This window comes from Shewanella oncorhynchi, from assembly GCF_012584455.1.
Taxonomy (GTDB): domain Bacteria; phylum Pseudomonadota; class Gammaproteobacteria; order Enterobacterales; family Shewanellaceae; genus Shewanella; species Shewanella oncorhynchi.
In genome coordinates this window covers 251,127-269,922 of the sequence record NZ_JABAEB010000002.1, presented here as the reverse complement: position 1 = coordinate 269,922, position 18,796 = coordinate 251,127, and the positions used below count along the sequence as shown (strand labels likewise).

General features: G+C 47.8%; 9 protein-coding genes. 8 read left to right on the top strand and 1 reads right to left on the bottom strand.

Features of this window, described 5'->3' with window-relative positions:
* Window positions 1-80: 80 nt before the first annotated feature.
* Window positions 81-710, bottom strand: a complete 630-nt coding sequence (locus HGO26_RS03420; RefSeq protein WP_168823339.1) for a peptidylprolyl isomerase — start codon at window positions 708-710, stop codon at window positions 81-83.
* Window positions 711-1,276: 566 nt separating this feature from the next.
* On the opposite strand from HGO26_RS03420, the gene malQ reads away from it, so the two are divergent.
* The 8 genes from malQ (at window position 1,277) to HGO26_RS03380 (ending at window position 18,703) form a co-directional block, all read left to right on the top strand.
* Window positions 1,277-3,703 (top strand): 4-alpha-glucanotransferase, encoded by a 2,427-nt coding sequence (gene malQ / locus HGO26_RS03415; protein WP_168823336.1) that lies wholly within the window; start codon window positions 1,277-1,279, stop codon window positions 3,701-3,703.
* 127 nt (window positions 3,704-3,830) lie between these two features.
* Window positions 3,831-6,065 carry a 1,4-alpha-glucan branching protein GlgB gene (glgB, locus tag HGO26_RS03410; protein ID WP_168823334.1) on the top strand — a complete coding sequence of 745 codons (2,235 nt, stop codon included), beginning with the start codon at window positions 3,831-3,833 and terminating at the stop codon, window positions 6,063-6,065.
* 1 nt (window position 6,066) lies between these two features.
* The gene (gene glgX, locus HGO26_RS03405) at window positions 6,067-8,283 is read left to right on the top strand and encodes a glycogen debranching protein GlgX (protein ID WP_168823332.1); all 2,217 of its coding nucleotides are present in this window, start codon (window positions 6,067-6,069) and stop codon (window positions 8,281-8,283) included.
* Window positions 8,276-10,810, top strand: a complete 2,535-nt coding sequence (locus tag HGO26_RS03400; RefSeq protein WP_131522996.1) for a glycogen/starch/alpha-glucan phosphorylase — start codon at window positions 8,276-8,278, stop codon at window positions 10,808-10,810. The genes glgX and HGO26_RS03400 overlap by 8 nt, the downstream gene beginning before the upstream one ends.
* A gap of 183 nt (window positions 10,811-10,993) precedes the next feature.
* Window positions 10,994-12,256, top strand: a complete 1,263-nt coding sequence (gene glgC, locus HGO26_RS03395) for a glucose-1-phosphate adenylyltransferase (protein ID WP_006085131.1) — start codon at window positions 10,994-10,996, stop codon at window positions 12,254-12,256.
* Window positions 12,257-12,359: 103 nt separating this feature from the next.
* Window positions 12,360-13,979, top strand: a complete 1,620-nt coding sequence (locus HGO26_RS03390) for a glycogen synthase (RefSeq protein ID WP_168823330.1) — start codon at window positions 12,360-12,362, stop codon at window positions 13,977-13,979.
* A 128-nt stretch (window positions 13,980-14,107) separates the two neighbouring features.
* Window positions 14,108-17,155: an EAL domain-containing protein gene (locus HGO26_RS03385; protein ID WP_168823328.1), complete on the top strand. Its 3,048-nt coding sequence runs from the start codon at window positions 14,108-14,110 to the stop codon at window positions 17,153-17,155.
* Window positions 17,156-17,284: 129 nt separating this feature from the next.
* On the top strand, window positions 17,285-18,703 hold the full coding sequence (locus HGO26_RS03380) for a DEAD/DEAH box helicase (protein ID WP_168823325.1): 1,419 nt from the start codon (window positions 17,285-17,287) through the stop codon (window positions 18,701-18,703).
* The last annotated feature ends 93 nt before the right edge of the window (window positions 18,704-18,796 follow it).

The window sequence follows — 18,796 nt, the reverse complement described above, 5'->3', positions numbered from 1 at the left end:
TTTAAAATGAAAAAGCACTGAATCTTCAGTGCTTTTTTGCTTTTAGTTAGATGTCGTTTAGCTGTGCGTCTTTTAGATGCTTAAGCAGCAGGGCAGCTTGTTTTAGCAACAGAGTTAATCAGGATTTCTTGCACTGGCGTATTAGCAAAACCACCGCTGTTTTTTGTCGGTACTATGCTGATTTGATCCGCCACATCCATGCCGTCGACCACTTTGCCAAACACGGCATAACCATAATTACTCGCAGACGCATCCAAATGTGGATTATCTAACACATTGATAAAGAACTGTGATGTTGCAGAGTTAGGATCATCCGTGCGAGCCATGGAGATAGTGCCACGTTTGTTGCTAATACCGACTGCGGCTTCATTCTTGATGGGGGCATCGCCTGGTTTGCTTTTGAGCCCAGTGGTAAAACCGCCGCCTTGGATCATAAAGTTATGAACGGTTCTATGGAATAAGGTGCCGTTATAGAATGACTTATCAACATACTGCTTAAAGTTTTTACCTGTGATTGGCATGTTAGTTAAGTCAATGGCAAGTGTGATATCGCCTTTCGTGGTTTTCATTAAATAACACACATCCGCAGCTAAGGCTGGCGGAGTGGGATCGGGCGTCGGTGGCGTCGGCGTTAAATCACCATCTGTACTTCCTTCACAACCCGTCAAGGCAATGCAGCCGACAAATAGTAATCCTGATAACTTCTTCATTTCATATCCTTATTCTCAATCATCATTGGGGTGTTTTTGCTTTAGCATTCCATGGGAGCGAGCCACTGGCGTATATGCGAGGGCATATCAGGTTCCATGAATTTAATGTTGTTATTATGTTTCTATGCTGTAGCGAAACGAGATGTTGACAGAGGAGAGATAGGCTGTTCAAGTTATAAAACACAATTGATACAAAGTGTTGCACTGATATCTGTGGTTAATATGTCACCTGATGTATTTGTTAGTATTAGTCTGAATGCAATGACATAAAAATGACTTACGTTTGTCATGTTATTTCTATCCCTTTGTTCTTCACTTATTGCATGCTTTAGGAGCCATGCTTGCCCTCTTGCTGAACGCATGCCCCAATTTAGTGCATTCCACTCTTTATATCCTGATGGCCACTGAGTGCCAACTTAACTGAGTGCTTCTAGTAAGTTACTGATTTTTTGAAAAAGTTTTTTGTTATTTCTCTGAAATATTTATGTCATCTTCTTGTTACTTTTCGTTGGCATGGTTACTGTATATCTAAAGCTATGGATGAGCGGTCGCGGGGGCGACAAAATATGGGGCTGGAAAAGTTGCTGTATTTGCGGGGAGTTGGAGCAGAATTTACTGATTGTTTTGGCCAAAATATCCATATTTCCGAGGTAGACAGGCAAGGTATCTTGACCTGTATGTTACAGGAAAAAAACAGCGTGGCAGGGACTGCCATTGATGCTCCTGCTACAGAAGCGTTATCGAGTGATGCTGGGCTGACCTGTGTCGATGCGGTATTGACCGAAGCATTGATCGCGTCGCAAATTGACTTGCTGGATGCCCGTCCTTGGACTCAGGTTCTACCTGAATTCCATTGGTGTTTTGTGGATGAACCTTGGATAAGCCTTTGTTTACCGGAAACCTACACCTCAGATCTGAGTGTGGCGATTGAATGCGAACAGGGTGAGTCCATCGTATTTGATGTGCCTTTCTCGGCGCTTAAGTCCATTGGCGATTACCGCATTGAACAAACGCTTTATCTACACTATCGCCTTGATCTTACGCAACTGGGATTCGCACGCCTCGATTTAGCTGAGGCCAAGACCCAAGCTTACCCTGACAACTTAATGCCCGCCGAGACTGAAGCGGTGAATTTAGCGTCCTATTTCCTGAGCAGCCAAGAGTTCACTAACAACCCTGCATTCACAAAAAACCAAGACTCATTTGCGCAAGTAGCAGACAAAAATGCGAGTGATTTCTCTGTTTTAGGTTTGGGCTTTCATCGCATAGCCTTAAGCTTAAAACATGCCCTATCGACAAGTGCACAAGCGGCAAGCTCTGCGCTAGAGGGCTGTGTGACGGCAGAGGCTGATACTCGTACTTTGTTCTCTGGCACCTTAATGGTGGCGCCGCGGGCCGCTTATCAAGGCGTACTCACGGCTGTTGCCCAAGGTAAACGCCATAAACCTTGGGGGATCAGCGTCCAACTCTACAGTTTGCGCAGCGAGAGCCAATGGGGCATTGGCGACTTTGGTGATTTAGAACAACTGATCGGGCTGGTGGCGGCGCAGGGCGCGGATTTTATTCAACTCAATCCCTTGCACGCCCTCGATATCGCGGCGCCAGAGCATCCGAGTCCCTATAGTCCGTGCGATCGCCGCAGACTTAATCCTCTATATATTCAATTACAAAGCGTTCCTGAATACCAAACTCTTGCCACTGAATTTTCAAGCGCTACTTGGGTAGAGGCTATCGCCTTACTGAATCGTGATAATTGGCTCGATTATCCTAAAGTGAGCGAGCTGAAATACCGTGCCTTTGAGCAGTTATATCGCGTTTTTTGTGACACGCATCTGGCGAACGACACGCCCAGAGCGCAAAGATTCCATGAGTTTGTGCGTGAGCAGGGCAGTGCGCTACAAGAGTTTGCTCAAGCGGAATATTTGCGTAGTCCTAAAGCGTTTGTGCAAGAGGAAGGTTTCTATCTTTACCTGCAATTTGTGGCTGAAAAGCAGTTACACCTCTGTCAGCTAAAAGCTAAAGAGGTGGGTATGGGGCTGGGATTGATCCGTGATTTGGCCGTCGGTGCAGCGCTGCAGGGCAGTGAAGTACAGGCTAATGCCGAGCAGTTTTGTTTGAATGCTAGCATAGGTGCACCGCCCGATCCCTTTGCACCCCAAGGACAAAATTGGGGCTTAACGCCACTCGATCCGGTGAAGTTAAAACAACATCATTTCAGTCATTTTATCGCCTTGGTCCGCGCCAATATGGAAAGCTGTGGTGCCTTGCGTATCGATCATGTGATGGGCTTACTGCGACTCTGGTGGTGGCCGCTGGATAAGCAACTCGGTCACGGTGCCTATGTGTATTATCCCGTCGAAACCTTGCTTGCCATCGTTTGTCTTGAGAGTCAACGCGCCCGCTGTGTGGTGATTGGTGAAGACTTAGGGCTAGTGCCACCGGACATTATTCATCGTCTCTACTCTTCTGGCATTTATTCCAACGAGTTGTTCTATTTCTGTAAAGACCATCAAGGCTTTAAGTCACCGGATCAATATAAGTCCCAGAGCCTGATGATGCTGGCGAACCACGATGTGCCGACTTTAGTCGCTTGGTGGTGTGGCAGTGATTTACACCTGCGTCGACAGTTATCCCTGTTTGAAACTGACGAGCAGCTAGGCGAGGCGCTTGCTGGGCGTGAACATGAAAAGCAGCAACTGATTTCACTGTTAGTCGCTCAAGGTCTGTTAGCCGATGTGACGATAGCCGAACTCGATATTCAAACCTTGCTCACGGCTTGGATGACCTTAGGAGCTCGCGGTAATAGTGCGCTATACAGCGTGCAACTGTGCGATTTATTAGCCGATCGCCATGCGGTGAACATTCCTGGTACTTGGCTCGAATATCCAAATTGGCAGCGTCGCCTGCCGCTGAATTTAACGCAAGTGTCGACTTCGCCAGAGATACTGCAGCGATTACAAAATATCGCTGTGGCGAGACAGCTACCGAGCTAAATCTAGCACCAGCGAAAGGCTGCCTAAGTCGCACCACATTATGCCATCCCTAAAGATGAGATTATTAGGGGGATGTGGGTAAAGAGTGCCAATTTGCAAGTTTAATTGACTGATAAACGGAAGAAAAATGATGACTCAAGCCAATGCCTATTTCTACGATGGTGCCGACGTCGCCCTACTTAATGGTCAATACACTGATGTTTTTTCGCTCTTGGGTATGCACAGTGCCAACGAGGGTAAGGCATTAATTGTTCGTTGTTTTTTACGCAATGCCCTCAGTGTGGATGTGATCAGTATTAAAGATGGCCGCAAAGTGGCGAGTCTGGACAAGGTCAACGAGCAGGGACTGTTCGCTGGCACTCTGGGACGACGCGTCAAGCCGTTTCTCTACTTGCTACGGGTGGAATATCCCCTGTGTCAGTTAGATATAGTCGACCCTTATCAGTTTGATTCACTGCTCAATAGTGACGATATTTACCTGTTTGGTGAAGGCAGCGCCGAGCGTGCCTATGAATTTTTAGGTGCCAACTGGCGTCAAACCCAAGGCGTCGAAGGCGTGCATTTTTGTGTGTGGGCACCCAATGCTAAGCGGGTGTCTGTGGTGGGAGATTTTAACCATTGGGATGATACTCGCCATGTGATGCGCCAACATATTGCCAATGGTTTATGGGAGCTATTTTTACCCAATGTGGCTGAAGGTGCACACTATAAGTTTGATTTGGTTTATCAAAATGGTGAGCGCCATACTAAATCCGATCCTATGGCAACCCAAATGGAATGCGCGCCCCACAATGCTTCTATCGTGCCCCCAAAAGCCCACCATAGCTGGAATGATACCGCTTGGATGAGTAAGCGAGCGGCGACTGCTTGGCATAAAGCGCCCATGTCGGCCTACGAAGTGCACTTAGGTTCGTGGCGTCGTAAGGGAGAGCAAGGCGAGCAATATCTTGATTATCAAGACTTGATTGAACAGCTTATTCCCTATGTGAAGGAGCAAGGCTTTACCCATATCGAACTGATGCCGATCAGCGAGTTTCCCTTTGATGGTTCGTGGGGATATCAGCCTGTGGGTCTCTATGCGCCGACCCACAGATTTGGCGATGCCAATGGGTTAAAGGCCTTTGTGGATACCTGCCATCAGGCGGGGATTGGTATTATCCTCGATTGGGTGTCGGCGCATTTCCCTAAGGATCCTCACGGCTTAGTGCGTTTCGATGGCACTTGTTTGTATGAGCATGAAGATCCTCGCAAGGGTACACATCCCGATTGGGATACCCTAATTTATAACTATGATCGCGGTGAAGTGCGCAGCTTCTTGTTGAGTAATGCCTGTTACTGGCTGCGGGAGTTCCACTTTGATGGCCTGCGTCTCGATGCCGTGTCTTCTATGTTGTATCTCGATTACAGCCGCGAGCCGGGCCAATGGCTGCCTAATGCCTATGGTGGACGGGAGAATCTCGAGGCCATCAGTTTCTTACAAATTTTGAATCAACGCTTGTACCAAGCTTTCCCCGGCATTTGCATGATTGCCGAAGAGTCCACCGCTTTTGCTGGGGTGACTAAGCCGACGGATCAGCAAGGTCTCGGCTTTGGTTTTAAGTGGAATATGGGATGGATGAACGACAGCTTAAGCTACTTAGGCCGTGACCCGCTTTACCGCCAGTTCCACCATCATCAATTGACCTTCAGTTTAATGTACGCCTATACCGAGCAGTTTATGTTGTCCGTGAGTCACGATGAAGTGGTCCACGGCAAGGGTTCGTTGCTGCATAAAATTCCCGGTGATGATTGGCAGAAATTTGCCACCCTGCGTGCTTATTACGGTTTTATGTGGGGGCATCCCGGGAAGAAATTACTCTTTATGGGCTGCGAGTTTGGTCAGCGAAATGAGTGGAACCATAACCAGAGTTTAGATTGGCATTTATTGGCCTACGAGCCGCACCAAGGTGTGCAACGTTGGCTTAAAGATCTCAATCACTTATATCAAGCCATGCCTGCTTTATCAGTTCAGGATTACGAGGGGGCAGGATTCAGTTGGCTAGATTGTGAAAATAGCCGCGACAGCATCTTTACCTTTGTGCGTTACGGCTTAGCGGGTGATGCGCCGTTAGTGTTTGTCATCAATATGACGCCCCAATTGCACACTGGGTTCCGTATTGGTTTGCCTTTGGCGGGGGATTACCGCGAATATCTTAATAGCGATAGCCAGATTTATGGTGGCAGTAACCAAGGTAATGCGGGCACTGTGGTTGCTGAGTCGCTACCGTGGCAGGGAATGGCGCAGAGCGCGCTGATCACTGTGCCGCCCTTGGGCTGTCTAGTCATAGGGCCTGCGTTAACCGGATTGGCTGAGGCGAACTAGCATGCAAAAGCCCACGGCTGATGATATTAAGCTCAACCCTGACGCTAAAAACCACCCATTTCAAAGCGAAAAATGGGCGTTAGGGGTAGGTGAGCCTTTTCCGCTCGGTGCTAATGTTGAGGGCGATGGCGTCAACTTTGCGTTATTTTCAGCTAACGCAACAGCGGTTGAGTTATGTTTATTTGATGACAATGGCGAGCAAGAAGTCGCGCGTATTGTGTTAACTGAACAAACCCAGCAAATCTGGCATGTGTTTGTGCAAGGGCTTAAGGCGGGGCAACTCTACGGTTATCGCGTTTATGGCTCCTATGAGCCTCAGCTTGGTCACAGATTTAACCCCAATAAATTATTGCTCGACCCCTATGCGCGCCAGCTCGTCGGTGAATATCGCGACCATGAGTCTAACTATGGTTACGAGCTGAACCACATGGATGAAGACTTATCTTTCAGTAAGTTAGATAACGCTGCCCATGTGCCAAAATGCAAGGTCGTGGACATTCGTCCATTAATCGAGATAGCTGCCAAGCAGTCGATTCAGCCCCTTGCGTCGAGGTTTCAGCCCAAACCCCTAGAGCGCAGCATCATTTATGAGATGCATGTTAAAGGCTTTACAGCGGCGCATCCTGAGATTGAACCCCATAAACGTGCCACCTTTGCGGGTTTAGCGACTCAGCCGGCTATCGATTATTTGGCCGAACTTGGGGTGACGTGTGTCGAGTTACTTCCTGTACAGGCCTTTTTCACTGAGCCATTTTTGCTCGAGAAAAAGCTCACTAACTATTGGGGCTACAACAGTATCGGCTTTTTTGCCCCTGAGCCGAGTTATCTGTCATCCGACGATATTGGTGAGTTTCGGGCCATGGTGAATGCACTTCACGGCGCAGGTATCGAAGTGATCCTCGATGTGGTCTATAACCACAGCGCCGAGGGGAGTCGACTTGGGCCGACCTTTAGTTTTCGTGGCATAGATAATCTCAGTTATTACCGCCTGCATCCTAACGATAAGCGTTTTTATATTAATGATACGGGTTGTGGAAACACCTTAAATATCAATCATCCACGCATGTTACAGCTCGTGCTGGATTCGCTGCGTTATTGGGTAGAAATCATGGGTGTCGATGGGTTTCGCTTCGACTTGGCGGCTTGCTTAGGTCGCGAAGCCTATGGTTTTGATCCCGGCTCAGGTTTCTTCGATGCGCTGTTGCAAGACCCTGTTTTGTGCCGAGTGAAATTGATTGCTGAGCCTTGGGATATCGGCCCTGGTGGTTATCAATTGGGCAATTTCCCCGTGGCTTTTAGCGAATGGAACGACAGATATAGAGACACTATGCGCCGCTTTTGGCGCGGCGATCACAGCATGCTGCCCGAATTTGCTCGGCGTTTTCACGGCTCGGGGGATTTTTTTGAGCACAGTGGCCGTCCACCTGCGACCAGTCTTAATTTTTTAACCAGTCACGACGGTTTTACCCTTAAAGACTTGGTGAGTTATACCCAGCGCCATAACTTGGCAAATGGGGAGGATAATCGCGACGGTCACCAAGAAAACTTCAGCCATCATTATGGGATTGAAGGGGAAACCGAAGATAGCTCAATTCTGGAACTTCGCAGTCGTCAACAACGTAACTTATTGACTACGCTATTTTTATCTCAAGGTGTGCCTATGTTGTTGAGCGGTGATGAGACAGGCCGCACTCAGCAAGGCAACAATAATGCCTATTGCCAAGACAATGAATTGAACTGGTTTGATTGGTCGGCAAAGGGCATGGACACTGAGCTGTTGGCCTTTACTCAACAGCTTATTGCATTGCGGAAACGTTTCCCGCTGTTATGTGCTAAGCGCTTCATTCACGAACAGTTATTGGCTGAATCCTTAGCCGATATTGGTACTCGATTAGATTGGTTTAGTCGCCAAGGTGAACAAATGACCAAGAGCTTGTGGACCGAATCTATGTGCCGCAGTTTGTCTGTGGTGCTTTCCGGTGATTTAGAAGATCAAGGCAAGCAGCAAGCTTTGCTGTTGATGGTTAATGCCGACGACAATCCTCTCGCTTTTACCCTGCCGACTTTCGAGCACTTGAGTCCGTGGCAATGCCTTATTCATACCCAAACTGAGCCGCTGGATGTTCAGATCTCTGCGACGCGATACTTACTGCAAGATCGTAGTCTCATGCTTTTTCATGCTGATTTTATAGGAAATGAAGGAATTAACTATGAGTGACAAAAGCGAGCTGAGCCCCAATACCAGCGAAAAACCAGTAACACTAGCTCAGTCAAAAGCCGCGAGCAAGAAGGCTCCCGCTAAGCGTCAGACTAAGTCCAAAGCCGCTGAGCCCTGTGAACCCTGCGATGCTTTGCCCGCTTCCTTTGAGCGCCATTTACGTTATGGACTCAGCCGTGGCGAAGGCGTGAGCTGCGAATTATTTCAAGCGTTAGCTTACAGCGTGAAAGAACAGATGCTAGATAATTGGCGTCAGACTCGAGTGGATGACAGCCATTTTAAGCGCAAGCAAGTGGCGTATTTATCCCTCGAATTTTTGATGGGCCGAGCACTAGGTAATGCACTACTGAGTTTAGATTTGCAACAAGATAGCCGTGATGCCTTGAGCAACTATGCCGTATCGCTAGAAGAGTTAGAAGAGGCCGAACATGATGCCGGTTTAGGCAACGGCGGCCTAGGTCGATTAGCAGCGTGTTTTCTCGATAGCTGCGCCAGCATGGACTTATCAGTGACAGGCTATGGCATACGTTACGAATATGGCATGTTCGCCCAGAAGATAGTCGACGGTTACCAAGTTGAACGCCCTGACCGTTGGTTGCGCGAAGGCAATCCGTGGGAAGTGCGTGTCCCTACCCACAACGTGATTGTGCCATTTTTTGGTCATACCGAATCCTATGTCGATAAACAAGGCCGTAGGCACATTATTTGGGTTGAAACCCAAGATGTGCTCGCCGTCGCCTATGACATGCCAGTTCCTGGTTATCGCAATGGGCGGGTAAATACCTTGAGATTGTGGAAGGCTGAAGCGACCGATGATTTTGATTTAGCTGAGTTTAATCAAGGCGACTACACAGAAGCCGTGGCCCGTAAAAACTTGGCCGAGCAGATCACTATGGTACTCTATCCAAATGATGCGAGCGAGAACGGCAAAGAGCTGCGATTACGTCAGCAATACTTTTTATCCTCCGCTAGCTTGCAGGATTTACTCAAACGTTGGGTGAGTCGTCATGGTCATGATTTTACGCAGTTTGCCGCTAAAAATGTCATGCAGTTGAATGACACTCACCCTAGCATTGCCGTGCCTGAGTTGATGCGGTTATTGATCGACGAATACGGTTTGGAATGGGACAGTGCGTGGGCGATTACCAGTCAGACCATGGCTTACACTAACCATACCCTGTTGCCTGAAGCACTAGAGCGTTGGCCCGTGCGTATGATGGCGCAAATGCTGCCACGCATCTTAGAAATCATTTATGAAATCAACGCCCGTTACTTAGATATAGTCGCCCACCATTGGCCTGGAAATAGTGAGAAATTGGCGAGTATGTCAATTATTCAAGATGGTCCACATCCCCATGTGCGCATGGCGTATTTGGCGATTGTGGCGAGTTTCTCGGTCAACGGTGTCGCGGGTTTACACACGCAACTACTCAAATCTGGGTTGTTTAAGGATTTCTATGAGTTGTGGCCGCATAAGTTTAATAACCGTACCAATGGTGTGACGCCAAGGCGTTGGCTTGCCCATTGTAACCCTGCCTTAGCTAAGTTACTGACTGCCCATTTAGGTCAAGAATGGGTGACAGACTTAAGCCAGTTAACGGCGCTCAATGCCCTCACACAGGACAATGCGTTTATCCAAAAATGGCGTGATGTGAAGCAAGCCAACAAGGCTTTGCTGGCTAAGATGATTGTTAAGGAATGTGGAGTTGAGTTCGATCCGGCTATGCTGTTTGACGTGCAAGTGAAGCGTATTCACGAATATAAACGTCAGTTACTCAATATCTTGCATGTGATCCATCTCTATCATCAGATCCAGCAAGGCCACACCGAAAACATGGTGCCACGTTGTGTATTGATCGGCGGTAAAGCGGCGCCCGGTTACTTTATGGCTAAGTTGATCATCAAACTCGCCAGCAATGTTGCTCATATGGTCAATTCCGATCCTTTGGTGACGCCTTATCTACGCTTTGCTTTCTTACCAAACTACAACGTCAGCGCCATGGAAAAAATCTGCCCAGGGACTGACTTATCCGAGCAAATTTCAACCGCGGGCAAAGAGGCATCGGGCACGGGCAATATGAAGTTCATGATGAACGGCGCCCTAACCATCGGCACTATGGATGGCGCCAATATCGAGATGTTAGAGGAAGTGGGCTCAGAGAACTTCTTCCTGTTCGGACTCAATGCGGAGCAGGTCTCGCAGGTACGTAACCACTATCATCCGCGCAGCATTATTGACGATTCACCGGCGTTATCTGAGGTGATGAAGTTACTCAAAAGTGGTCACTTCAATCTGCTGGAACCGGGGATTTTCGATCCTATTATTACCGCCATCGAAAGTAGCGACGATCAATGGATGACGGCCGCCGACTTTGACAGTTACCGAGTCGTGCAAGAAGCCGTGGCGCGGGCCTATAAAGATCCGCAGGTTTGGACGCAGATGAGTATTCGCAATACCGCCGCCAGTGGACGTTTTTCGAGTGATGTGACGATCGCAGGTTATCGCGATGAAATTTGGAAACTGTAGCGATTGGGCTCTGGGTTATAAGTCTTGTTATAGCGGATGAGTATAAGTATTTGAAAGGAATGCAGTAATCAATGGAAGGAATGGGGAATGCAAGTGAGAAATACTCAGGGGAGTACGGCAGTGTCTGCCGTATCGATAAGCCATTTATGGGCAATCAGTTTGCCGATTTCGGAGTAAGAGCCTATGTCTAATGTTCGTTATATCAGTAATTTAACTCGTGAAACCTATGCGTTGATTTTAGCTGGTGGGCGCGGGTCTCGCTTGCATGAACTCACGGATTGGCGTGCTAAACCTGCACTGTATTTCGGTGGTAAGTTTCGTATTATCGATTTCCCGCTCTCAAATTGTATCAACTCGGGTATTCGTCGTGTCGGGGTTGTGACTCAGTACAAGTCGCATTCTTTGATCCGCCATGTGATGCGCGGTTGGGGCCATTTTAAGAAGGAGCTGGGCGAGTCGGTGGAGATTTTACCCGCTTCACAACGCTATTCGGAAAACTGGTACCAAGGCACGGCCGATGCGGTATTTCAAAATATCGATATCATTCGCCACGAGCTACCTAAATATGTGATGGTGTTGTCTGGCGATCACGTGTATCGCATGGATTATGCTGGGTTATTAGCCGCCCATGCCGAGTCGGGTGCAGATATGACAGTCTCTTGCCTTGAAGTGCCGATTGCCGAAGCTGCGGGTTCGTTTGGGGTGATGGAAGTCGATGAAGAGATGCGCATTTTAGGCTTTGAAGAAAAGCCGCTGCAACCTAAGCATTCTCCGGGTAATCCTGAAATGTGTTTAGCATCTATGGGCAACTATGTGTTTAACACAGAGTTTTTGTTTGACCAGCTCAAGAAAGATGCCTTAAATGAAAGCTCAGATCGCGATTTTGGTAAGGATATTATTCCTGCGATCATCGAAAAACATAATGTGTTTGCCTATCCCTTTAAGAGCGCTTTCCCGAACGAGCAAGCCTATTGGCGCGATGTGGGTACGCTAGATTCTTTCTGGCAAGCGAATATGGAACTGTTATCGCCCACGCCAGCACTGAATTTGTACGATGCGAAATGGCCAATTTGGACTTTCCAAGAACAATTACCACCCGCTAAATTTGTGTTTGATGACGATGACAGACGCGGTATGGCGTTGGACTCGATTGTTTCGGGCGGTTGTATTATTTCGGGGGCGACAGTGCGCCGTAGTGTATTGTTTAACGAAGTGCGCGTTTGTTCTTATTCGTTAGTTGAAGATTCAGTAGTGCTACCCGATGTAGTCGTGCTGCGCCATTGCAAAATCAAGAATGCGATACTTGACCGTGGCTGCATTATTCCCGAAGGCATGGTGATAGGTTATAACCATGATCACGACAGAGCTAAAGGCTTTAGGGTGTCCGAAAAAGGTGTGACTTTAGTGACCCGTGACATGCTAGGTTTGCCTGTAGGCTATGAATAGTGCTTTGATCATTAAAGTAAATTGATCATTAAAGTAAAAATGGCTTAGGTATAGGCAGCTTAATAAAAGCTGCACAGTTGAAGTAGCGGGAGTATCCAATTAATTGAAACAACGCATTTTGATGGTCGCGGCTGAAAACGGTGCCCTTGCGGGCGCCAAGGTTGGCGGTATGGCGGATGTCATCCGTGATTTACCCGCCGCTTTGGCGGGTGTTGATTTGTGCGTCGATGTGATCATGCCAAGCTATGGCTTTTTGACTGCGGTAGCGAATCAACCCCAAGATCTGGGTGAGTTAACTGTGGCCTTTGGTGGTCGATTGGAGCGAGTGCATTTGTTTTCCATGCCCCATCCCCATGTGCCAGAGGCGATGATTTATTTGCTCGAACATGCATTATGGCAATCCGTACCTGGGCAGATTTATAGCCAAGGCAGTGCCGAGCGTCCTTTCGCCGACGATGCGACTAAGTTTGCTTTCCTTTGCGCGAGCGTCGCGACAGCATTAGTTACTGGCCGAGTGCCTATGCCGACTGTGCTGCATTTACATGACTGGCATGCGGGCTGCTTAGCCATGTTAAGAGCATTCGTGCCTGAGTTCAGTGTTCTCAAAGACATTGAGTGTGTGTTCTCTATCCACAATCTTGCACTGCAGGGGATACGTCCCTTAAGCCAAGACTCATCCTCCTTTGCGGCTTGGTTTCCCGAGCTGTTTGCCACTTTGACGCAGGGGCAAAAACAGTTAATTACTGATCCCCGTTATCCTTACTGTGTTAACCCTATGCGCATGGGCATAGTGCTGAGCGATAAAGTGCATTTAGTCTCACCCAGTTATGCCAAAGAAGTGTTGCAGCCCTCCAGACCCGAAGCGGGATTCTTTGGTGGTGAAGGGTTAGAGCAAGACTTACAGGCCAAGGCCAATGACGGCAAAGTGGTGGGGATTTTAAATGGCTGTGTGTATTCGTCAGTATCGGATTTACCCGCTAAGCCACCTGCGCGTATTCAAGTACCCGAGTTCAAGCAATTGCTCAGTGCGATTGAAACTGCGTTAGTGCAATGGCAGGGGCATCAAACGCAAGTGAGTGGCGTGGACATGATCGCCTTTGCCCGCACCCAAGCCCATTGGCGTCAAGCGATGGCGGAGCAAGTACCGAGTCTGTTATTGACTTCGGTGGGCCGTTTGACCGATCAAAAAGTCTTACTGCTGCGCCATCAATTGCCCTCGGGTTTATCTGTGCTTGAAACCTTACTTAAAGCATTGAAGCAAACAAAACCGACGGCGCTGCTGATTTTACTCGGCAGTGGCGATGCATCGATTGCTAAGTCTTTCCAAGCGTTAGGGGCTAAATACGATAACCTATTATTTTTGCAGGGATACAACGAGGCGTTATCCGAAGCGCTGTATCAGCATGGCGATCTATTTTTGATGCCAAGTTCCTTTGAGCCCTGTGGCATCAGTCAAATGTTGGCCATGCGCGCGGGACAGCCATGTTTAGTGCATAGTGTAGGCGGTTTAAAGGATACCGTTGAGGATGGCGTTAATGGTTTTGCTTTTAACGGCAATAGCTTAAATGAGCAAGCCGAAGCGTTTTTGCAAAGGTTGACGCAAGCCATTGCTTGTTTCGAGGGGGAAACATGGTCACAAGTGCGTGCTGCGGCCATGGCACAGCGTTTTGACTGGCATTCTATTGCAGAGCAATATCGTCAACAACTCTATTGCAAAATGTAATGTGGTAAGTCCAAAGTGTGATGCGGCAAAGGGAATTAACGCATGATTTCTAAGTGATTCTGCTACACTTGTGGGGGAATGTTAAAATGGTATCAAGCCCCCTCATTTTTGGAGTCGCTCTCTGAGTTATGGATAAAGGTATTCTCTTTCCGTTGGTACAAAATGCGGCTTTATTGCTGGCGTTGGTCTTTTTGTACGACGTGATCCCTAAAAAGCATCAGCGGCAGTATTTTTTACTGTGGCGCATCATTATTGGGATGCTCATCGGTGGTATTGGTATCACTATTATGAGTACGCCTTGGGTATATTTGCCTGGCGTTTTCTTTGATACCCGTTCGGTTATTCTCTGTATTTCTGGTCTATTTTTCGGTGGTTTACCGACCTTGGTTGCTGTCGTGATGACGGCGCTGTATCGCATCAGTATCGGTGGCGCTGGTATATGGATTGGCGTCGGCGTGATAGTGTCATCCGGTTTAATCGGGGTGATCTGGCGTCAATATCGTAAGTCTCTGTTAGCCAATATTTCAGGTGGAGAAATTTTTCTCTTTGCCTATACCGTTCATATCGTGATGTTGTTGTGGTTCTTATTTCTACCCGATGGCATAGCAATGCCATTGCTCGCCAAAGTGACCCTCCCAGTATTGACCATTTTCCCAATTGCGACTTGGCTACTGAGCCGCTTGTTATCGCGACGTTTTGAATTAGAGCGTGATGAACAAATTCGTCTGCAGGATGATTTTCTTTTTAGGAGCCAATTCAACGCGGGCAATATTGGTATTGCAATAACGGGGATAGATCAAAAGTGGATAAAGGTGAATCCACGGTTATGTCAAATGCTCAAGTATTCAGAAGCTGAATTGCTACGGATGACGTGGGCACAAATTACTCATCCCGATGATTTAGAAGCGGATGCCCTGAAATTTGAGCTTATGCTGCGGGGGGATATCGATAATTACGAGATGGATAAACGTTTTATCGTTAAAGACGGCAGCGTGGTTTACACCCATATGACAGTCGCCTGTAAGCGTGGTGGTAATAATGCCGTGTTGCTTGTTATTGCTGGATATTTAGATATCACCTCACAGGCCATTGCCGACCAAGAGGTGCTCGCTAGCCGTGAACAACTCGAACTGGTGTTAAGCAGTAGCGATCTTGGGGTGTGGGATTGGGATATTCGTAATGATCGTATCGAACGTAACGCCCGCAGCGCCGATATTCTTGGCTGCGATGTTGATATGCTCAACGCTAATAGTCGCCAATGGATGGATGCGATAGTCGCCGAAGACAGGCCTAAAGTGCTGCATTCGATTGAGGCCCATATTCGTGGCGAAACGGCGCAACATAAGATGGAGTACCGCTTAAATACCGTAAACCGTAAGGTGCGGTGGATCCTTGATACAGGTAAAGTCGTGAGCAGAGATGCAAACAACAATGCTCTGCGTATGTGTGGAACCTATACCGATATTACCGACGCAAAACTTATCGAAGAATCCTTAAAGTTGTCGGCACTGGTTTACGATAACAGCTCAGAAGCCATGAGTGTCCTCGATGAAAAGGGCGTGATTATTACCGTCAACGCCGCCTTTAGTGTGATGACGGGTTATCGCGAATTTGAAGTGCGGGACCAACATATTCGGCTACTTTATTGTGACCTTAATGGCCGTGATTTTTACAACAAAATGAATAATGATATCCGCGAGAAAGGCCAATGGCAGGGGGAAATGTGGCAGCGGCGCAAAAATGGCGAGGAATATGTCATCTGGTTAACCATCAATACCATTAATGATAAAGAAGGCCATCCCTATCGACGTGTTGCCCTGTTCTCAGACATTACCGATAAGAAGCAAAATGAGCATCTGATTTGGAAACAAGCTAACTACGATACGCTGACGGGGTTGCCTAATCGGCGCATGTTGTTGGAGTATTTAAGCAGTGAAGTGAAAAATGCAGACCGCAATCGCAACCACTTTGCCTTATTGTTCTTGGACTTAGATTTCTTTAAAGAAGTGAATGACACCTTAGGCCATGCCATGGGCGATTTACTGTTGATAGAAACCGCGAGTCGATTGAAATCCTGTGTGCGTGATGCCGACGTCGTGGCGCGTCTTGGCGGCGATGAATTTACTGTGGTGTTAAGTTCGATGGAAGACCATAAGGGGATTGAGCGCGTCGCCGAGAATATTTTGCGACGAATTGCCGAACCCTATGTGTTAGGGGAAGAAACCGCTTATATCAGTGTCAGTATTGGGATTACTTTATATCCCGATGATTCGACCAGTATTGAAGGGCTTCTCAAGCATGCGGATCAGGCTATGTATGCGGCGAAAGATCAAGGGCGTAATCGCTTCAACTATTTCACCCCATCGATGCAGGAATACGCCAAATACCGCATGCGCTTGATCCAAGACTTACGTCAAGCGGTCGTGAATAAAGAATTTGAACTGCATTATCAGCCGATTGTTGCCTTAGCAACGGGTGAAGTGACCAAGGCTGAAGCCTTGATCCGCTGGCATCATGCAGAGCGTGGTGCTGTGTCGCCTGCAGAGTTTATTCCTGTGGCGGAGGATACTGGCTTGATTGTTGAAATCGGCAATTGGGTGTTCGAGCAAGCCGCTCGCCAGAGTGCGGCGTGGCGTCATGAATTAGGGGTTGAAATCCAAATCAGCGTCAATAAATCCCCAATTCAATTTCGTGATGAAGGCACGCTGCTCAATGATTGGTTGAAGTTATTGCAAGATCTTAATATTACAGGCGCGGGCGTGTGCGTTGAAATTACCGAAGGCTTGTTATTGGATGCCAGTATGGGTGTAACCGAAAAACTACTGGCCTACCGCGATGCGGGTGTGCAAGTGTCGCTGGACGATTTTGGTACTGGCTATTCGTCACTCGCCTATTTGAAAAAGTTTGACATTGATTATCTTAAAATTGATCAATCTTTTACCCGCCATATCGATACCGATTCAAACGATCAAATTCTCTGCGAGGCGATTATCGTGATGGCCCACAAGTTGGGAATGAAGGTGATTGCCGAAGGTGTCGAAACCGAGGCGCAGTGCCAAGTGTTGTTGGCTGCAGGTTGTGACTACGGCCAAGGTTACTTGTTCTCAAGACCTGTGCCTGCGGGTGAATTTAGCCAAAAATACTTACAGGATCCGCTTTTAGTCTCCCATGTCTGAGGAGATATTAACTTAGTGGCGATAATTGCCTATAAAAACGCCGCGGATTTTGCTAGACTCCGCGGCCCCGCGTTGGGGCATTGAGTATCACCTCGCATCAAAGTTTTACTACTTAGCTAAAGAGTCCCTATGAAATTTGAAACACTCGGTTTATCTTCTCCTATTTTGAATGCGATAACTGAGTGTGGCTATCAGCAACTCACTCAAGTGCAGGAGAAAGTGATCCCGCTTGCCTTTGAAGGCAAAGACATTATGGCCTGCGCCCAAACGGGTACAGGTAAGACGGCTTCCTTTGCTCTGCCTGTACTTGAAAAGTTGGCGGCCGAGTCTTTAACAAGCGACAGCAATGATAAACCGATTTTACGCGCGTTGGTGATGACTCCAACCCGCGAACTTGCGATTCAAGTCTGCGAAAATATCCAAAAATACAGCCAGTTCCTACCACTGAAAACCTTAGCTGTTTACGGTGGCGCCAACATGAATCCCCAGCGTAAAGGGGTAGAGCAGGGCGTTGATATTTTGGTGGCAACTCCTGGTCGTTTATTCGACATTATTGGCCAATTCCAGTTAGATTTGTCGAGCGTTACCACATTAGTGATCGACGAAGCCGACCGTATGCTAGACATGGGTTTTGTGCGCGACATTGAAAAAGTGAAACGCTTAATTGCGCCGCAGCATCAAACCATGTTGTTTTCAGCGACCTATAGCGATGCCGTCAAACAACTCGCCGAGAAAATGCTGAATGAACCTCAGTGGGTGAATGTTGCTGACACGACTACCGCATCCACAGTTGTGCAGGAAGTCTATCGAGTTGATAAACGTCGCAAAGCCGAGCTGTTGTCAGAACTCGTTGGCCGCAACAATTGGCGCCAAGTACTGGTGTTTGCCAGCACGAAAGAAAGCGCCGAGCATTTATTACAAGAATTAAAGCTTGATGGCATAGCCGCAGGTGTATTCCACGGCGATAAAACACAAGGCGCCCGTAATCGGGTGTTGGAAGAGTTTAAAGCCGGTAAATTGCGGGTGCTGGTGGCGACCGATGTGGCCGCTCGTGGTTTAGACATTCATGCCTTGCCTATGGTGATCAACCTTGAATTACCTTTCCTTGCCGAAGATTATATCCATCGTATTGGTCGTACTGGCCGAGCAGGATTAACGGGTCGCGCGATTTCGTTTGTTTCACCTTCTGACGATGAAATGCTCGCTGAAATTGAAGCCTTGATTGAGCAGAAACTGCCCGTGTCGGTACAACCGGGTTATGAAGAAGGCACACCTTTGCCTGCCCGTTACCGTGATGCGCCCGCGGCACCGATTAAGCCGATTGGAAAGTGGAGCCATAAGGCGCCGCAGGATCGTACTATTGGTCAGTCTCGTCAGGGCAAGTACGCTAAAGGTAAAGCGCAGGATAGCAAAACCAGTGGCGATAAATCCTCTAGCCGTGCCAAACCTGCTTCTGGCTCAGGTAAGCCGTTTAATGCGACTAAACCTAAGTCGAATTTGGTGAGCAATAAGTCAGGTTTTGGCTCTCGCACCAATAAGTCAAAATAAGTTAAGTCAAAATAAGCTAAGCACAACAATCAAGGCTAATAAGTGCAAAGTACCTATTAGCTTAGCCGTTTAACGGTTGCCTAGTTTGTTGAT